Genomic DNA, 17411 nt, shown 5'->3' with positions numbered 1-17411 from the left:
TTAAATGGCAAGTTTTACACTGTTGAAAACCGAAGGTAGCGCACGCCTCGGCCGATTTGAAACCGTCCACGGAACGGTGGAAACGCCGGCGTTTATGAACGTCGGCACCGCCGCTGCGATAAAGGGCGGACTTTCGACTGCCGATCTCGAAGAGATAGGATGTCAGGTCGAGCTGTCTAACACGTATCATCTGCATCTGCGTCCCGGCGACGAGGTGATAAAAGCGCTGGGCGGCATACACAAGTTTTTTAACTGGAACCGCCCCGTGCTCACAGACAGCGGCGGATTCCAGGTGTTTTCGCTCGCGCCCCTGCGTAAGATAAGCGAAGAAGGTGTGGCGTTCGCCTCACATATCGACGGACGGAAGATATTCATGCGTCCGGAGGACAGCATGAGGATACAGTCAAATATTGCGTCCACTATAGCGATGGCGTTTGACGAATGCGTCGAGAACCCCGCGAAGTATGACTACGCGGCCGTTTCCTGCGAGCGCACCGCGCGCTGGCTCGCGCGCTGCAAAGCCGAAATGGAGAGGCTGAATTCGCTTCCGGACACAATTAACAAGCATCAGCTTTTGTTCGGCATCAATCAAGGCTGCACGTTCGACGATCTGCGCGTATCTCATATGCAGCAGATCGCCGAAATGGACCTCGACGGCTACGCGATAGGCGGACTGGCGGTAGGGGAGACAAACGATGAAATGTATCATATCATCGAACAAGTCGAACCGTATATGCCGAAGGATAAAATCCGCTATCTTATGGGCGTCGGCACTCCGGCTAATATAATCGAAGGCGTCGCGCGCGGCGTCGATCTCTTCGATTGCGTTATGCCCGCCAGAAACGCGAGGCACGGTCATCTATTCACGCATAACGGCATAATCAACCTCAATAACGCCAAATACGTTACCGACGCTTCGCCGATAGAGGACGGGTGCGGATGTCCGACGTGCCGCAGATATTCCAAGGCGTATATCCGCCATCTTTTGAGGGCAGACGAAGCGCTCGGAAAACGCCTTGCGGTAATTCATAACCTTTGGTTCTATAATCATCTTATGGAAGAAATCAGAGAGGCGATAGCAGACGACCGTTTTTCATCATATGCGGCCGCGACACTTCCGAAGGTTTCTGTCAGAATCTGAATATTGTCAGTGTGATACCCGCGGATTTCCGCGGGTATTTTTGTTTGCAAAAAAGTAATAGCTTCGTCCTACGGGCAATATATTTTTCTTACAAGGCACAAATACGCTGTAAGGAGGATTATGCTATGGGCCTGTTGTTCGAAAGCGGCGATATCGATATCTTAGAGCCGGTTTTGGAAGAAAAAAACGAGTGCAGACTTGAAACGGAAGTCTATCTGCCGGATTATCTGCCGGACGTTCAGAAAATACTGAGAAGTGAAATAATACCGCGTGTGTCTTCGAGAGATATACTTGCGGGGCGTATTACCGTTGAAGGAGAAGCGGAGATACGCGTTTTTTACAAATCCGCTGAAAACGGGATCGGTTGCGCGGTGACGCATAAGGAGTTTTCTCATACGTTTGCCGTGAGCGAACCTGACGCGGACTATGATATTTCAACTGAAACCGTCGGAAGCATCAACTCCGTCAGGGCATCCGGACCGAGAAAGATCGCGATTAAAGCTGAAATAGTAACGTCGTTAGTCGCCGTGAAAAAAGCTGTTCTGCAAATCGTCGAAAGTGTTTCCGAGGGCATAGAGGTTCGCAAAGAACGTATTTCCGCAATCTTAAACGCCGAGAGCGCGGAACGCGAGATCCGTTTTACCGAAGAGTTGGAGCTTCCCGAAACGCTTCCGGAGGTATCCGCGCTCCTTTACACGGACGCCGCTGCATATCTGAAGGATACGTCCGTTTCAAAAGGCAGATGCGTTATCAAAGGCGATTTGATAATAAAGCCCGTGTTTGTTACTCCGGACGGAAAGCCGGTCGGCGCCGAGTTCAAGTTTCCCGTAAGTCAGATAATCGACATCCCGAACCTTGACCCGGATTATATATGCGATGCAGAACTGCAGATTGCCGGTGTTTACGCCGAGTCGGAAGAAAACGCCGATAACAAAAACAGGATAATTGACTGCGAGATAGTTATCAACGTGATACTCCACGCTTATAAAACCGGAGAATACGATATCATTTCTGACGTTTTCTCGCCATGCCACACTCTGAACGAAGAATACGCAGACGAAAAGTATCTGACGTGTTTTGACTACTACAGGGACGAAAAATCAGTGAGGTGTGAAGTTGAAACTGAGAGCGGCATTGAATCGGTAATCGGCGTTTACGCCTCACACAGAATTATGCGCGTCTCAGTTAACGACGGATGCCTTAAGGCTGAAGGGATCGTAAATGCGGATGTGATATATAATTCCGACGAAACCGGAATATGCTCAAAAAAAGCAGAACTGCCGTTTGAATTCTCTTTCCCGTTTAACTGCGATTCTCAGCTCCGCTGCGAAACAAGCGCCGCGATCGGATCTGTCGGCTATATAATTACCGGCGAGAATCTTATTGAACTCCGCTGCGACGTCGCAATCAAGGCAACCGTTTGTTCTGAAAAAAAGCTCCGCGCTGTCGCCGAATTCACAGTATCAGGTGAAAAGGATTCATGTTCTCGTTACCCGATTACTTTGTACTATGCCGAGAGCGGCGAATCGGTTTGGGAAATATCAAAGAAATACGGAGCTTCTTTCAGTGAGGTCCTTGCAGAAAACGGACTTGACAACGACGAGATAGCAATCGGGAAAATGCTTATCATTCCATTAAAGCTGTGAAAGGAGCGGTAAAAATGATAAACACCAATATATACGCCGATATTGCCAGACGTACTTCCGGAGACGTTTATATAGGCGTCGTCGGGCCGGTGCGAACAGGCAAATCGACGTTTATCAAAAAGTTTATGGAAAAGCTTGTTATTCCGAATATCACTGATGAAGTGAAAGCGGAAAGAGCCACCGATGAGCTGCCGCAGAGCTCGGCCGGCCGTACAATAATGACAACCGAGCCGAAGTTTATACCAAATGAGGCGGTCGAAGTCAATTTTGCAGGGAATACGAGCGCACGCGTACGTATGGTTGACTGCGTCGGATTTATCGTCCCGGGAGCGCTTGGATACACAGAAGAGGATTCCCCGAGAATGGTAACGACTCCCTGGTTTGATGAGCAGATACCTTTTGAAGAGGCTGCGGAAATCGGCACTAAAAAGGTAATCAGCGATCACTCGACTATCGGCATAATGGTTACAACGGACGGCACTATAGGAGAACTGCCTTATGAAGAATACCGTGATGCGGAAGAACGCGTGGCAGCTGAATTAAAAGCGCTTGATAAGCCGTTTATTATACTTCTGAACTCCGCCTTTCCAAACGATCCGGATACTGTTTCTCTCAGGCAGCAGCTTGAAAGAAAGTACTGCGTGCCCGTTCTGCTGATGAATATTCTCGAGCTGCAGGATGATCAAATAAAGGAGATCATTGAAAAGGTGTTGCTTGAGTTCCCGGTAAAAGAGATCGCCGTTTCAATACCGCGCTGGGTCAACTCGCTTCCTTCGGATCATTGGCTTCGAACGTCCGTCTATTCGGATATTAAGTCAAATATGCTGGCGGTAAGGAAGGTGAGGGAAGTAGCAGGCGCTGTCGAAGCGTTGGCAAGAAATGAACACATTTCGCAAGCTGAGGTAATCTCCATTGACCTCGGTACCGGTTCCGGCACTATCGACCTTAAACTGCAGGAGCAGTTGATTTTCAGAGTAATAAGCGAAAGCAGCGGTGTGGAAATAACCGATGAATCCGCGCTTGTCGGGCTTGTTATGGAAACTTCGCGCCTCAAAGCCGAATACAGTAAATTTGAGGACGCACTCCGCGAGGTCGAATCCACGGGTTACGGAATTGTAACGCCTGCAATATCGGATATGCAGCTCGAGCCTCCGGAAATCGTTAAACAGGGGGGGAAATACGGTATACGTCTGAAGGCGTCCGCGCCTTCCATTCATATGATGAAGGCGAACGTTCGTACGGAGGTCGCGCCGATCGTCGGATCGGAGAAACAGTCCGAAGAACTGGTAAACTATCTGCTTTCCGAATACGAATCCGACCCCGAAAAAATATGGGATTCCGATATATTCGGCAAGTCGCTTCACGAGCTGGTGAACGAAGGGCTGAATAACAAGATTTACCGGATGCCGGCCGACGCAAGGTTCAAGATTCAGGAAACGCTCCAGCGGGTCATCAACGACGGCTGCAACGGTCTTATATGCATTATACTGTAGGACAATTACTCATAAAGGCGCGGGCACGGATGCTTCGCGCCTTTATTTGTGTTGACAAATCGTATTAATAATATTATAATACGCTTATAAAGAGAAAGCGAATCGCGTCTTATGGAAAACAGAAATAAAAAACGTAAAAGTATGCTCAGCCGCTTTATGAAAGGTGCGGCTGGCTTTTTTGCGCTTACAATGATCGCTTCCGTAATGGTTACGGTGCTCGACGCAGTTTTTCCGCAGGTCATAAGGTACACCGTCGACTCCCTTATCGGAGACGGACAACCCGGCGCAGTAACGGGATATATAGCCTCTGTTTTAGGCGGCCGCGACTATTTGCGCGCAAACCTCTGGGTAATTGCGCTCGTAATCCTCGTAACGGCGCTGCTGAACGCGTTTTTCCGCTATCTGACGCGAGTCGCGAACGCCCGCGGATCCGAGACGCTGGCAGAGAATATGCGCAATACTCTGTTTATGCACATTCAGAAGCTGCCTTTCACGTGGCACAACAAGAATCAGACCGGCGATATTATCCAGCGATGCACTTCGGACGTTGACACGTTCCGTAACTTTGTATCCGAGCAGCTTGTCAATATGTTCCGCATCGTGTTCCTTATCATATTCTCTCTGTTTATGATGTTCTCCATGAATGTGACCCTCGCTCTCATAGCCTTGGCTTTCGTGCCGATCGTCTTGTTTTACACAAACTATTTCCGTCACAGGATCCGCAATAAGTTTACCGAAGTCGACGAGCAAGAAGGCGTTCTTTCCGCCATGGCGCAGGAAAACCTTACCGGCGTGCGCGTCGTCCGCGCCTTCGGCAGGGAAAAGTTTGAAAAAGACAAGTTCAATAAGCAGAACGAAAAATACACGGGACTGTGGGTGCAGCTCGGTAATATACTCGGCTGGTTCTGGGGAATCGGCGATCTTATGAGCTGCCTTCAGGTTATGGCGATAGTATGCGTCGGGACAGTCTTTGCGGTAAACGGAACGATAACCACCGGCGAGCTTATCGCTTTTATTTCCTACAACGGCATGCTCGTATGGCCAGTAAGAGGTCTCGGAAGAATAATTTCGGAAATGAGCAAGGCGCGCGTCTCCATAAGCAGATTGCGTTATATTATGGATTCGGAAGAAGAAACCGACCGCCCGGGAGCCGTCGAGCCCGATATGCACGGCGATATAGTATTTGAAAACGTCTCTTTCGCGTACAACCCGGAAAAGCAGGTCATTAAAAACGTCAGCTTTGAAATTAAAGCGGGAACCACGCTCGGCATACTCGGCGCTACCGGGTCCGGCAAATCGACGCTTATTCAGCTTCTCGACAGACTTTATCCGCTTCCGGAAGGCGGCGGTCGGATCACGATCGGCGGCGTGGATATCAACGATATCAAAGCGTCTTGGCTGCGCAAAAACGTCGGACTCGTTCTTCAGGAGCCGTTCCTTTTCTCGCGTTCAATAGGCGAGAACATTGCTTTGACGGACGCGGACGCTTCTGAAGAGCGCATCGAGCACGCCGCTTCGATAGCTAGCATCGCCGGCGACGTCAGCGAAATGACACAGCGATACGATACGATAGTAGGCGAGAGGGGAGTCACCCTTTCAGGCGGGCAGAAGCAGCGCGTGGCAATAGCGCGGACTATTATGCTCGATACGCCTATCATCGTCTTTGACGACTCGCTTTCAGCCGTGGACACGGAAACAGACAAAAAAATCCGCGAGGCGCTCCGCGACAAGACGGAGAATAAAACGGTCATACTTATTTCTCACCGCATAGTGTCTTTAATGGAAGCGGATAAAATACTCGTTCTCGAAAAGGGCGAGGCGGTTCAGTTCGGCACCCACGCCGAGCTCGTATCGGAGGATGGGATCTATAAGCGCATATATGACGCTCAGTCGTCGATAACGGAGGAGGGGAGCGTATGAGCAAAGAGCAGACAAAAAGCCCGTACGACGTGAAACTCCCGCTCTTCGGGTTAAAGAAGATTTTTCCATACATACTGCGGCATAAAAGCTTATTGATCACCGTTGCGGTCGCTATGGGGATCACGTCGTTGGTGGATATAGTCCTTCCGCTGTTCCAGCGCTACGCCATAAACAACTATATCGCGAATAACACGCTGAGCAGAATATGGCTGTTCATACTCGTATATCTCGCCGTAATAATACTGCAAACGATGACTACCGTAGTTATGCTCAGGAAGGCCTGCAAGGCTGAAATGCTGATCGGACGCGACTTGAAGCGCGACGCCTTTGACAAGCTCCAAACGCTTCCGTTTTCATACTTCAACCGCAACTCCGTCGGATATCTCCATTCCCGCGTCATGAGCGACACCGCAAGAATAGGCGAAACCCTGTCATGGCATCTCGTTGACGGCGTTTGGGCCGTTATCTACATCGTCGGTTCGTTCATAGTAATGTTTTCGCTTAACTGGAAGCTTTCGCTTATCATTCTTGCGGTTGTGCCGGTCGTGACTTTTATCGCCGCGGTCTTCCAGCGCAAACTTGTTTACGCGAATCGAAAGGTAAGAGAGACAAACTCGCAGATCACCGGCAAATATAACGAGGGAATTACCGGCGCAAAGACAACTAAATCTCTCGTTATAGAAGATAAGATGTACGACGATTTTTCAGAAACTACGCGCGCGATGAACCGTATTTCGACGAAGGCGGCGCGTTTCAGAGGTCTTTTCGTCGCGACTACGACGTTTTTCTGCATGTTCGCGATAGCGGTAGTTATGTGGTACGGCGGCAAGCTTTCAATCGATCAGCTGATGGAAATCGGCACGCTTTCCGCGTTCGCCTCATACGCGATCGGACTCGTCGACCCGATTCAAAACATCGCGCATATAATCGCCACGATGATAAATATGCAGGTCAATATCGAGCGCGTGACGCGTCTCATTGAGACTGAACCCGAAATCGTCGATTCTCCCGAAGTTATTGAAAAATACGGCGACGCTTTCGAACCCAAACGCGAAAACTGGGAACCCCTGAAAGGCGATATCGAGTTCAAAGACGTCTCGTTTATGTATCCGGACGGCGACGAATACGTCCTTGAAAACTTCAATCTGAAAATCGCCGCGGGAACAACGGTTGCTATCGTAGGAGAAACCGGCGCCGGAAAGAGCACTATCGTTAATCTGGTATGCCGATTCTATGAGCCGACGTCCGGACAGGTGCTAATCGACGGGCGTGATTACCGCGAGCGTTCGCAACTTTGGCTTCACAGCAATATCGGTTACGTGCTTCAGACGCCGCATCTGTTTTCCGGCAGCGTGCTGGATAACCTGCGCTACGGCGATCCGGACGCCGATATGGAAACGATTAAAGCCGCCGTACGCAGCGTTCAGGCGGAAGAAATAATCGAGCGCATGGACAACGGATACGACAGCGACGTCGGAGAGGGGGGAGACCTCCTTTCGACCGGCGAAAAACAGCTCATTTCCTTCGCCAGAGCGATAATCGCCGATCCGCGCATTCTGATACTTGACGAAGCGACTTCTTCGATCGATACGCTTACGGAACAAAAAATACAGAACGCGCTCGAAAAAGTCCTTGTCGGCAGAACGTCGTTTTTGATCGCTCACAGACTTTCTACGATAAGACGGGCGGATATCATCCTCGTAGTAAAAGACGGCAAAATTATCGAAAGAGGCACTCACAAAGAACTGTTTGCGCAAAACGGGTATTATCACAATCTTTACGCGCAACAGTTTGATAAAGAAGCCGCCGAACAGATATTGAGAAGCAATCTGAACTGATAATATCAATAATAAGAAAAACCGATCCGGATAAACGGGTCGGTTTTTTTATACGAAAATACGGAGGGAAGAGGTTTTAACCGCCTCTTGAAAAACATTAGCAATTATACAAAATGAATATTTTGTATAATACGATGTAGGTTTTCAGCGGTTTTTAAGGCTTCGAGCGCTTGATTGCGCGTTTTCGCGCCTTCACGCTCTCGATTATTCAAGTTCTTATTATTTATATTGTTTTTAATTCTATGGAATCATATTTTTGTTTTCTTAAATGAATTATCTAATGAATTAATCGTCTGATTTTAACATTATATTACTCAAGTTATTATTTGGAATCTTTATTCGTTTTTCCACGCTTTTATTTCAGCCGCGCACATTCTTACGGCGTCGCTTTCCGCGGCTAATTGCTCGTATCCGTAAAACGCTGTTCCTGAGGCGTTTGCTTTCTCCCGAACGTACCGTAGCTGCTCTGAGACCTGCGTTATTCGGTCCCATCCCGGAGTCTCGGTCTCATACAGTCTGTACGCGGCTATTCCCGGTATCAATTTGACGCTGGTTCCTTTAACGGTTTCAGACCACCATTCATACACGTTTTTGAACGGAGTTTTTTCGCTTTCAAAACTCCAGTAAATCTGCGGACAGATATAATCGATATATCCGCCGTCGATCCATGCGGTCGCGTCCGCGAATAAATCATAATATCCTTCAGTGGAGGCCTCGGTAGCGGATCCGCCGTTGAAGCCGTCGTCGTTGGCCCAGATCCCGAATGGCGAAATCCCGAATTCGAGCCTTTGGTTGACAATCTTCAGAGAGGTATACAATCCTTTCACAAGCTCGTTTACACAGTCTCTGCGCCAGTTTTCGAGCGTTTTCCCGTCGCCGTACCGCTCATACTGCGCAGAATCGTCAAATTCGAGTGTTTTGCCGTCGTGTTCTATCGGATACGGATAAAAATAATCGTCCATATGAACGCCCGCGATATCGTATTTCTCCGCTATTTCGACCGCGCCGTCGATTATCAGCTGCCTTACCGCCGGAATCCCGGGGTTAAAATACAACGCGCCTCCGTACCGTACGACCCATTCCGGATGTTTTCGCGCAGGGTGATTTTCGGCGAGCGAATCAAGGTCTGTTTTCGGATATTTGAGCGATCCGACGGTAACGCGATAAGGATTTATCCACGCGTGCACTCGAATATCCTTTTTCTTCGCTTCATTTATGAACAGTTCCAGCGGATCGCATCCGGGATCATTTCCCTGAATGCCTGTCAAAACGCCAGACCACGGGAATATTTCGGATTTATAAAGCGAATCCGCACTCGGACGAACCTGCAAATATACCGTATTAAGTCCCAACGAAACGCATTTTTCGCATATTTCCGCAGCCTCCGACGCAAGCTCATCTGACGTCATATTCTGTTTGGTGGGATAATTAAGATTATAGACCGACGCGATCCATACCGCGAAGGTCTCCCCTTTTTCCCCTGCCCGTTCGGTCTCCCCTTCCGGTATGGAAAAAGAGGCGCTGTTAAACGCCTCTTTAACGGATTTTGAAGTAAATACATACGGAATAAGCGCCGCCGCGACGCAGAACAACGCTATAACAAGAACAAGTACGCCGTTTCGCTTCATATCAATAGTAGGCTTCTCCGCTGTAATACTGATAAAGCATATTATAGTAATCGTCCATCGCCTTGTTATAATTCGCGTGGATATCGGCAAACGGAGCGTCCGCAGACGCTGCCTCATACTGTTCCGCGAAGTTCGCGACTTCAACGTCGGTTTCGCACCCCATGAATCTCGCTGCCTGCTCAACGGTTCCGCTGTCGAGCAGCTTTCCGAGCGTCATTTCGAGGTCGACGGTCTCGGGTGTATACCCGTAAACCGCAATCATATCGGGGAATTTGTCAACGCCAGTTTCTTCGGCGTCTTTCGCGAAGGATTCTTTATAGAACGAGAGCTTTATCGCGTTATAGAATTCGGAGTATGATGATCTCAGAGTTACGCTGTCGTCAAGATGATACGTCTCTTTAAACTCGGATAACGTAGTTCCGTCCTGCTGAAGCATCCACTGTACCGTGAATCTGCCGGCGGCAAGATACTGAGCGAGATCTTTTTCATATATACATTCGGTGATTTGCTCGTAATAGTTACTGACCGGCTGTCCCTTTGCTCCGTAAGAACATTCGTACCAGCTTCCGTACTGCGCAATATACGCGTTCCATTCGTCGGCGTTTGCGTTCATATACTTGTAGTACTCGTCGTATATCTCAAAATACCGCGCGCTGATCGTACCAAACTTATCCTCCGGAGAAGCTCCGAAATAAGCGGCAAAATCGCCGATCTTTTCCGGATCGAAGCCGAGGTATTCCGCGCTTACGCTGATAGGCGCCGCGTCAAGTATTTCACCGATGGATTCTCCGAGCGGAACGTCGGAAGACAAACCGAAGAAGCGGATTATCTCATTGTATTCGTCGACGCTTTTTTCTTTAAAATACGCGAGCGTCATACCGTTGCTGAACTCGGAATAGGTAGATTCCTCGGTAACGGAATCGTTAAGCTGATACTCGGTTTTGATCTCGTCAAACGTCTTGCCTGAAGCGTCCATAAGCTGCTTCACGGAAAAACTGCCGTCCGAAGGCGCTTCAGGAGCAAGTCTGACAGAGTCGTATACAGGCTCTTTCGCGGGACCGCCGCGATCGATTTTTATAAAATTAAACGCAAACACGCCGCCGAAGAAAACCGCAAAGGTTATAAGCAATATGATAATAGGATGCGATTTCGCCTTGAAATACTTCGTCTGAAGAGCGCCCTTCTTAGGGCACGCTGCTACGCAGCGCTGACATGATATACATTCGGCGTAATCGATATTTCCCACGGCGGACGCAACGTCGATTCCCATAGGACAAGCTTCGGAGCATTTGCCGCAGTTGATGCAGTAACAGTCGCCTCGCTCGTCGCAATCGTCGCACTTGGGTGCGGATTCGCCGTCGTAATCGTCATATACGCCGCATTCATCGGAATCGTCGGTGTCATCATCAATATCGTAATCGAAAGCGTCGGGATTCTCATTACTGTCGTCTGTATCTTCATCCGCGACTCTTTCCGCTTCTCCCGCTTCATAATCTTCGGCTTCTTCGAGAGCCTCCGCCTCTTCGCCGTCGACCGGAGCGCCGAGCTCTTCAGTCAGCTCGTCAGAACCGGTTTCAAGCGCGCAATCGGCGCATTCAGGCTTGACGTTGCGGAAAATGTGCAGACCGCTGAGACTGCCGAAAACGGCGTACAGCGCGCCTAACGGGCAGGCATACTTGCAGTAGAATCTCTGGAAGAAAAACGATCCCACAAGTGAAATAACGAGCACAACAAGGCTCGCGATATATCCGCTCACTATAAGATTATTCGAAAGCAGGCTCTTGAACGCGATCCAGGGATCGACGTACGAAAACGCGTCCGAACCCTGCGCAAGGCCGAGAAAGCTCTTAAAGAACTCAAACCCGGTAAAGTATGCAAGCAATACGGAAAGAACAAGGAAAACGTATTTCAGCGCTCGCAGCGCCTTGTCGACTTTCTGAGGTATCACGGGGCGCTTTTTCAGCACCTTTGCGCCGAGGTTGCCGACGAATTCCTGCAGCGCTCCGAAAGCGCACAAAAAACCGCAGAAAACGCGATTCAGCAGTATCGCAAGCAGAATTAGAAACAGGAAAAAGACGCTTGCGGACGCAAACGGATTGGAGAAAAACTCAAGCCCCGTGAGCGAATTGAGAAAAGTACCGAACGCCTCAAACGGGCACAGAGCGTGAAAGGCCGGCACCTCCGCATAACGATTGATAAACCCGTGTATGACAGCCTCCGCGACCATATACCCGAGTATCGCCCCGAGTGATACGTAACGAAGAACAGTAAACACCTTCATTGATTTTTGTTTTTTCATTACTTTCACCTGTTCCCTGACTTTTAAGCAAGCGACAATACTATTTCACAAGCTTGTTTACAAACTTCATCATAAACGGTTTTTTCAAGAAGCCTCCGATGATCGGCACGGTCGAAAGGTCTCCTTTGTCTATAGCCTTGAACTTCAAAGCGAAAACGAAATAGGTCAACCCGCCGGCAATTACGCATATAACTGTGATAACCGCGTTGGTCGCGTAGCCGTAGTATCCGTATCTTTCGAGAAGATATCTTCCGCCGAACATAATTCCGAAGACGACCGCCGACATAGCCGCGGCCGCGGCAAACGGGTTGAACGCAAGCTTCGCGAGATTCAGTTTTATTCCTGTTCTGCGAACGACGGCGATATAGTCGAGAACGAGCACGAGCGTGTAGCAAACGTAAGTGCTGACTATCGCGCCCATAATGTTGAGCCGTGTGGAAATCAGCACGTAGTTTAGCGCGAGCTTGACCGCAAGTCCGATAGTCATATTGATCGGCGCCGTTTTGAAGTCGCCGTTACCCTGCAGTATCGCGGTCAGCACCTGAACGACGCTTACTATGATTATCGACCATACGCCGGAAATAATCAACAAATGCGGATCGACTACGCCCTCCGGGCTGAATCTATTGCGCGGGAAAAGCAGGTATATAATCGGATTCGCGAGTATCGCTAGTCCGGCGCACGCAGGCATTGATATAAGAAACGACGCCCTGACTGAGTTCTTCATTTTTCGTTCGAGCAGCGGCTTGCTGTTCTTTGCGACGACCTGTGAAATGCCCGGCAGTATCGTTGCGGGCAGCGTTGCCACGATGCCCAGAACTATATTCGTCGTTTTGTGATACTGAGTCGAGAAAATCCCGTAAATCGTATTTCTCAGCGTTTCGTCGCCGAATCCCGCGGCAACCAAGCGGCGCTTGATAAAGCTGACGTCTATAAGATTCGCAAGGTACACCATCGCGGCGCCGAGAACTATCGGAACCGCCGTGGTGATTATTATTCTCACAAGTCTCATATTGCTTTCTCTGGCAAGAGTCTTGTTTTCGATATAATCCCTGTTCGCCTCAGCTTTTATCGGCTTATAATGCCTGCCGAGTATGAAGAGAAGATAAAGAGAACTGCCCAGCGCGCCAAGGAACGTTCCGAGCGCACCGCCGCCGGCGCCGTAAACGAGCTGCATTCCGGCGTCCATCCCCTGCCCTTTTGCGTATTCGATGAATAAGTAGGCAAGCAAAGGAGTCGTCACCGCGTTTATGACCTGCTCGATTATCTGCGAAACGCTCGTGTAGGTCATATTCTTCTGCCCCTGGAAGAAGCCGCGGATAGCGCCCGAGAAGGAGCTGAACAGTATCGCCGGCGAAAGCAGCAGTATCGTCATCCACGCGTCCTTGGTATCAAGAATCTTATCCGCTATCGGACGGCAGAAAATCGCCATCGCCCCGCCGCAGATTAGCCCGACAAGAACCAAAAGTCCGGCGGCATACTTAAAAGTACGCAATGAATCGTAATAACGCTTCTCCGCGTTGAATTTTGCGACCATACGCGAAATCGCAACCGGGATACCCATATACGTTATCTCGAACAAAAGCGTATAAACGGTGTATCCGGCGCTGTAAATGCCGTTACCTACGTCGCCGAGGAATCCTGTAAGAATTGGAATATAGAGTATGCTCAAACAACGGCAAATCAGATTTGCCGTTGACATGAAAGTGAATCCTTTTGCAGTTGATTGTTCTTTGATCATAATACCTGTTTTCAGCGACTGATTATGAATTGCGCTTGTATATTTCGAGCAGTCCGTACAGCATCAAATCGGGATCTACGGCGATTTTGTTTTTACAGTGAGGAATAATATAACTGCTCATTCCGCCTGTAGCGACGACGGTGAAACTCCGCCCTTTTTCCTCAGAAATACGTTCGATCATTCCGTCAATAAGCGAAGAAGCGCCGAACACAACACCGGACTTCATAGAATCGATAGTGTTCTTGCCTATCACGGCCGCGGGAGCTTCAATATTGATATCCGGCAACTGAGAAGTCCTGTCGGTCAATCCGTCAAGCGCGGTACGTACTCCTGCGGTAATAACACCGCCGAGAAACGTACGGGTTTCATCAACTACCGAAAAAGTCATCGCCGTGCCGAGATCTATGATAATAACGGGCAGAGTGTATCGCGACGCCGCGCCGGCAGCATTGGCCACCATATCGCTTCCGAGCTGAGCGGGGTTATCTATCATAATATTTATGCCTGTTTTAAGCCCGGCGGCAACGATGACGGGTTTGCAGGAAGTAATCTTTTCAACAGCTTCGCTGATTCTGTTTGTCAGTTTCGGAACAACGCTTGAAATTACGCATCCGTCTATTGCCTCGGGATCTATTCCGTCAATATTGAACAGATTCAGAAACAAAACGGAATACTCATCGGCAAGGGCGTCCTTACGAGTGAAAACACGCGATGAAGAAATAAGTTCGTCACCGTTAAAAACGCCGAGAACCGTGTTGGTATTACCAATGTCGATAGCAAGGAACATTGTCAACTCACTTCCTTAATTCTGGTTGATAATCATTTTGGAAACGGCATTGATGTCTCCCGCGCCCATTATTATAATCATATCGTCGGGTCCGGCTTCAGAGCGCAGATAATCGGCAATTTCCCCAAAGCTTCCGGAGGAAAAAGCACCTGGTATAAGATCCGCCACGTCGTCGGACGAAATGCCGGTAGTATTGGTTTCGCGTGCAGGATATATCGGGGCGAGCAGCACGACGTCCGCGATAGAAAGCGCCTGAGCCATCTCCTCTTTGAACGCTTCGGTCCTTGAGAATGTGTGAGGCTGAAAAACGCATATAACGCGCTTCTTGCCAAACAGTTTAGCAGCTTTGAGCGTAACGGACATTTCATGCGGATGGTGAGCGTAGTCGTCGTATACATCCGCTCCGTTGCATGTTCCGACAAGATGGAAACGTCTGTCCGCGCCTGTGAAGTCGTAAAGGCCGCTCACTATCGAGCGCATATTCACACCGACGGAACGCGAGAGCGCAATTGAGGCGAGCGCGTTTTCAACGTTAAATATTCCCGGCACTGAAAGCTTGACTCTGCCGATATTCTCTCCTCTTTCGATGACGTCGAAGGAGGGGTGTCCCGCGTCAAACGTGATGTTTTCCGCATGGTAGTCGCCTTCGTGCAATCCGAACGTAACCGCTTCCCTGCCCGCCGCTTGAAGAGCTTTCATCGCGTTAGCGTCAGCGCCGTTGATTATAACAGTCCCGGTCGTTTGAGAAATAAACGAAGTAAATGAGCGAATGACGTCCTCAATAGTCGGAAAATAGTCCGTGTGATCGTGTTCGACGTTAGTGATCACCGAATACTTAGGAGTTAGATTCAGGAACGAATCGACGTACTCGCATGCTTCGCAAACGAACCAATCTCCGTTTGATGCGCGTGCGTTGCTGCCGAGCGCCGGTATGACACCTCCCGCGCAAACACAAGGATCAAATCCCGCTTCTAAAAGAATGAGGGAGATCATAGACGTAACGGTAGTTTTTCCGTGAGTACCCGCGACGGCGACAGATTCGGGAAATTCACGCTGGACGCTGCCGAGAAGCTCAGCGCGTTCGACGGTCCGAACACCTTTTTGTTTAGCCGCGAGCAGCTCGGGATTATCCGCTTTTACCGCGGCGGTGTAAACGAGAAGATCGCAGCCGTCGACAAACTCGGCGCAGTTGCCCTTTTCGACCGTAACGCCGAGGGATTCAAGCCGTTCGGTTATCGGAGACGTGTTGATATCCGAACCGCTGATCTTATATCCGCGGCGTTCGAGTATTTCAGCAAGGGCGCTCATGCCTATCCCGCCGATACCGGTAAAGTGAATAGAGGATACGCCTTCAAGTACGTTGTGATTATTATCCATTTGATTACTTCCTATCGAATCGGCATTCTGCCACTGATTAGCATTTTTTATATTATATTACATTTCTTCAAATAATTAAACCCCTAATTTCATTTTTCTTCAATTTTACGCAGAAATATGATATAATCCCTTTGGTGATAGATATGTTCCCTATTCCAGAGTACGCCGCAGAAATAATCGCTATCATAAAGAACGCCGGCTACGAAGCTTATGCCGTAGGCGGCTGTGTTCGTGATGCGTTGCTGGGAACGGAGGCGGCCGACGTTGACGTTACTACGTCCGCGCCGCCCCAGATTATACAAGAGTTATTTCCGCATTCCGTTCTCACGGGCGGGAGGTTCTTCACGGTCACCGTATTATACAACGGCGGCAAGGCCGAAGTTACGCCTTTCAGGAGCGAAGGAAGGTATTCGGACTCAAGAAGGCCGGACAGCGTAACCTTTGCTTCGGATCTGTTAGAAGATTTGAAGCGCCGTGACTTCACAATGAATTCGGTGTGCTTCGACGGCGAACGCATAATCGATCCGCTCGGCGGCAAAGACGATATAGACGCGCGTATCATACGATGCGTCGGGAATCCCGCGCAGCGCTTTGACGAAGACGCACTTCGGATAATGCGCACATTCAGGTTTTCCGCGCAGCTCGGCTTCAAGATAGAGCGGGAAACTCTTTCAGCGGCCCTCGTGAGCTCGCATAAGCTCAGAAGCATCAGCGTTGAAAGAATTCGTGACGAACTGTTCAAAACTGTGATTTCTCCCGCTCCGGAACAAATAGCTCCTCTGCTTGATTGCGGAGCCCTGAGCTTCTTAAATCTCAATTCCTCGCCGATGCTCAATATGATTAAGAAACTGAATAGCGACCTCCCGACACGGATGTCTGCGTTTATAAATATGTGCGGGAGGGATTCCGCGGGAATATTAAAACTCACAACGCGCTTAAAACGATTCGTCCGCGGCGTTTTTGAAGCGCTCGACTCGCTTCCTTCGCCGACGGATACGGGCGTTAAACTCGCAATGAGACGTTTCTCGTCGGAAGTTTTCGTTACTGCGGCCGAAATCGCAAATAAGATTTACGGAAAGAGCGCCGAGTATTCCAACATATGCCGCCGTGTGATTGAAAACGGAGAGCCGTACCGCGTTTCGGACCTCGCGCTTAACGGTACGGACCTGATAAAAGCCGGAGTACCGGAAAAAGAAATCGGCGCAAATCTCGAACGCATGCTTAACGAAGTGATAAAATCACCGGATATGAACACACGCGATTCGCTTATGAAGATTATTACCGAATAACGCCAACCTCCTCCCTTTTTCATAGAATGAGGTGAGGAGGTATTATTATGGATCGAGTTATTGAAATTGCGGTAGTAGGAAGCGACGCGCGCTTGTACTACTCCACTGAACACTTGCGAGTTAAAGGAATAAAAGCCGTTCAGTTCTCCGACAATGCAATCCCGAGCGGCGTGCGTTATTATTTGTTTGCCCCGCCCGCCCCGTTTCGAAAACTTTCAGATGTCAGTTTCGCAAAGAACGGAGCAACGGTTT

Annotated in this window: 11 protein-coding genes; 6 read left to right on the top strand and 5 right to left on the bottom strand. The window is 49.4% G+C overall.

Going from position 1 to position 17411, the window contains the following annotated elements; translation table 11 throughout:
- Nucleotides 1-4: 4 nt before the first annotated feature.
- The 5 genes from tgt to J5441_04205 all read left to right on the top strand — a co-directional run bounded on the left by tgt (nucleotide 5) and on the right by J5441_04205 (nucleotide 8038).
- On the top strand, nucleotides 5-1141 hold the full coding sequence (gene tgt / locus J5441_04225) for a tRNA guanosine(34) transglycosylase Tgt (protein MBO4934360.1): 1137 nt from the start codon (nucleotides 5-7) through the stop codon (nucleotides 1139-1141).
- Between the two features lie 44 nt (nucleotides 1142-1185).
- Nucleotides 1186-2787 (top strand): DUF3794 domain-containing protein, encoded by a 1602-nt coding sequence (locus J5441_04220; protein MBO4934359.1) that lies wholly within the window; start codon nucleotides 1186-1188, stop codon nucleotides 2785-2787.
- 14 nt (nucleotides 2788-2801) lie between these two features.
- Nucleotides 2802-4280 (top strand): stage IV sporulation protein A, encoded by a 1479-nt coding sequence (gene spoIVA / locus J5441_04215; GenBank protein ID MBO4934358.1) that lies wholly within the window; start codon nucleotides 2802-2804, stop codon nucleotides 4278-4280.
- Between the two features lie 111 nt (nucleotides 4281-4391).
- Nucleotides 4392-6200: an ABC transporter ATP-binding protein gene (locus J5441_04210; GenBank protein ID MBO4934357.1), complete on the top strand. Its 1809-nt coding sequence runs from the start codon at nucleotides 4392-4394 to the stop codon at nucleotides 6198-6200.
- Nucleotides 6197-8038, top strand: coding sequence for an ABC transporter ATP-binding protein (locus J5441_04205; GenBank protein ID MBO4934356.1), 1842 nt, complete (start codon nucleotides 6197-6199; stop codon nucleotides 8036-8038). Before J5441_04210 ends, J5441_04205 begins: the two co-directional genes overlap by 4 nt.
- Nucleotides 8039-8373: 335 nt before the next feature.
- On the opposite strand, the gene J5441_04200 is transcribed toward J5441_04205, so the two are convergent.
- The 5 genes from J5441_04200 to murC all read right to left on the bottom strand — a co-directional run bounded on the left by J5441_04200 (nucleotide 8374) and on the right by murC (nucleotide 15870).
- Nucleotides 8374-9666 (bottom strand): family 10 glycosylhydrolase, encoded by a 1293-nt coding sequence (locus tag J5441_04200; protein ID MBO4934355.1) that lies wholly within the window; start codon nucleotides 9664-9666, stop codon nucleotides 8374-8376.
- Nucleotide 9667: 1 nt separating this feature from the next.
- On the bottom strand, nucleotides 9668-11965 hold the full coding sequence (locus J5441_04195) for a 4Fe-4S binding protein (GenBank protein MBO4934354.1): 2298 nt from the start codon (nucleotides 11963-11965) through the stop codon (nucleotides 9668-9670).
- Nucleotides 11966-12005: 40 nt separating this feature from the next.
- Complete coding sequence (locus J5441_04190; protein MBO4934353.1) at nucleotides 12006-13667, bottom strand: polysaccharide biosynthesis protein; 1662 nt, start codon at nucleotides 13665-13667, stop codon at nucleotides 12006-12008.
- Between the two features lie 61 nt (nucleotides 13668-13728).
- Nucleotides 13729-14493: a type III pantothenate kinase gene (locus tag J5441_04185; GenBank protein MBO4934352.1), complete on the bottom strand. Its 765-nt coding sequence runs from the start codon at nucleotides 14491-14493 to the stop codon at nucleotides 13729-13731.
- A 15-nt stretch (nucleotides 14494-14508) separates the two neighbouring features.
- On the bottom strand, nucleotides 14509-15870 hold the full coding sequence (murC, locus tag J5441_04180; protein MBO4934351.1) for a UDP-N-acetylmuramate--L-alanine ligase: 1362 nt from the start codon (nucleotides 15868-15870) through the stop codon (nucleotides 14509-14511).
- Nucleotides 15871-16013: 143 nt separating this feature from the next.
- On the opposite strand from murC, the gene J5441_04175 reads away from it, so the two are divergent.
- Complete coding sequence (locus J5441_04175; GenBank protein ID MBO4934350.1) at nucleotides 16014-17159, top strand: hypothetical protein; 1146 nt, start codon at nucleotides 16014-16016, stop codon at nucleotides 17157-17159.
- Nucleotides 17160-17411 lie beyond the last annotated feature (252 nt).

The organism is Clostridia bacterium (assembly GCA_017620395.1).
Classification (GTDB): Bacteria; Bacillota; Clostridia; order Oscillospirales; family RGIG8002; genus RGIG8002.
Note: the sequence above shows the minus strand (reverse complement) of the source record. Positions and strands in the feature narration are given on the sequence as shown.

Excerpts from the sequence above, each read along its gene's own strand:
- tgt (MBO4934360.1), top strand. The coding sequence starts at position 5 with ATGGCAAGTTTTACACTGTTGAAAACCGAAGGTAGCGCACGCCTCGGC.
- spoIVA (MBO4934358.1), top strand. The coding sequence starts at position 2,802 with ATGATAAACACCAATATATACGCCGATATTGCCAGACGTACTTCCGGA.
- J5441_04210 (MBO4934357.1), top strand. The coding sequence starts at position 4,392 with ATGGAAAACAGAAATAAAAAACGTAAAAGTATGCTCAGCCGCTTTATG.
- J5441_04205 (MBO4934356.1), top strand. The coding sequence starts at position 6,197 with ATGAGCAAAGAGCAGACAAAAAGCCCGTACGACGTGAAACTCCCGCTC.
- J5441_04200 (MBO4934355.1), bottom strand. The coding sequence starts at position 9,666 with ATGAAGCGAAACGGCGTACTTGTTCTTGTTATAGCGTTGTTCTGCGTC.
- J5441_04195 (MBO4934354.1), bottom strand. The coding sequence starts at position 11,965 with ATGAAAAAACAAAAATCAATGAAGGTGTTTACTGTTCTTCGTTACGTA.
- J5441_04190 (MBO4934353.1), bottom strand. The coding sequence starts at position 13,667 with ATGTCAACGGCAAATCTGATTTGCCGTTGTTTGAGCATACTCTATATT.
- J5441_04185 (MBO4934352.1), bottom strand. The coding sequence starts at position 14,493 with ATGTTCCTTGCTATCGACATTGGTAATACCAACACGGTTCTCGGCGTT.
- murC (MBO4934351.1), bottom strand. The coding sequence starts at position 15,870 with ATGGATAATAATCACAACGTACTTGAAGGCGTATCCTCTATTCACTTT.
- J5441_04175 (MBO4934350.1), top strand. The coding sequence starts at position 16,014 with ATGTTCCCTATTCCAGAGTACGCCGCAGAAATAATCGCTATCATAAAG.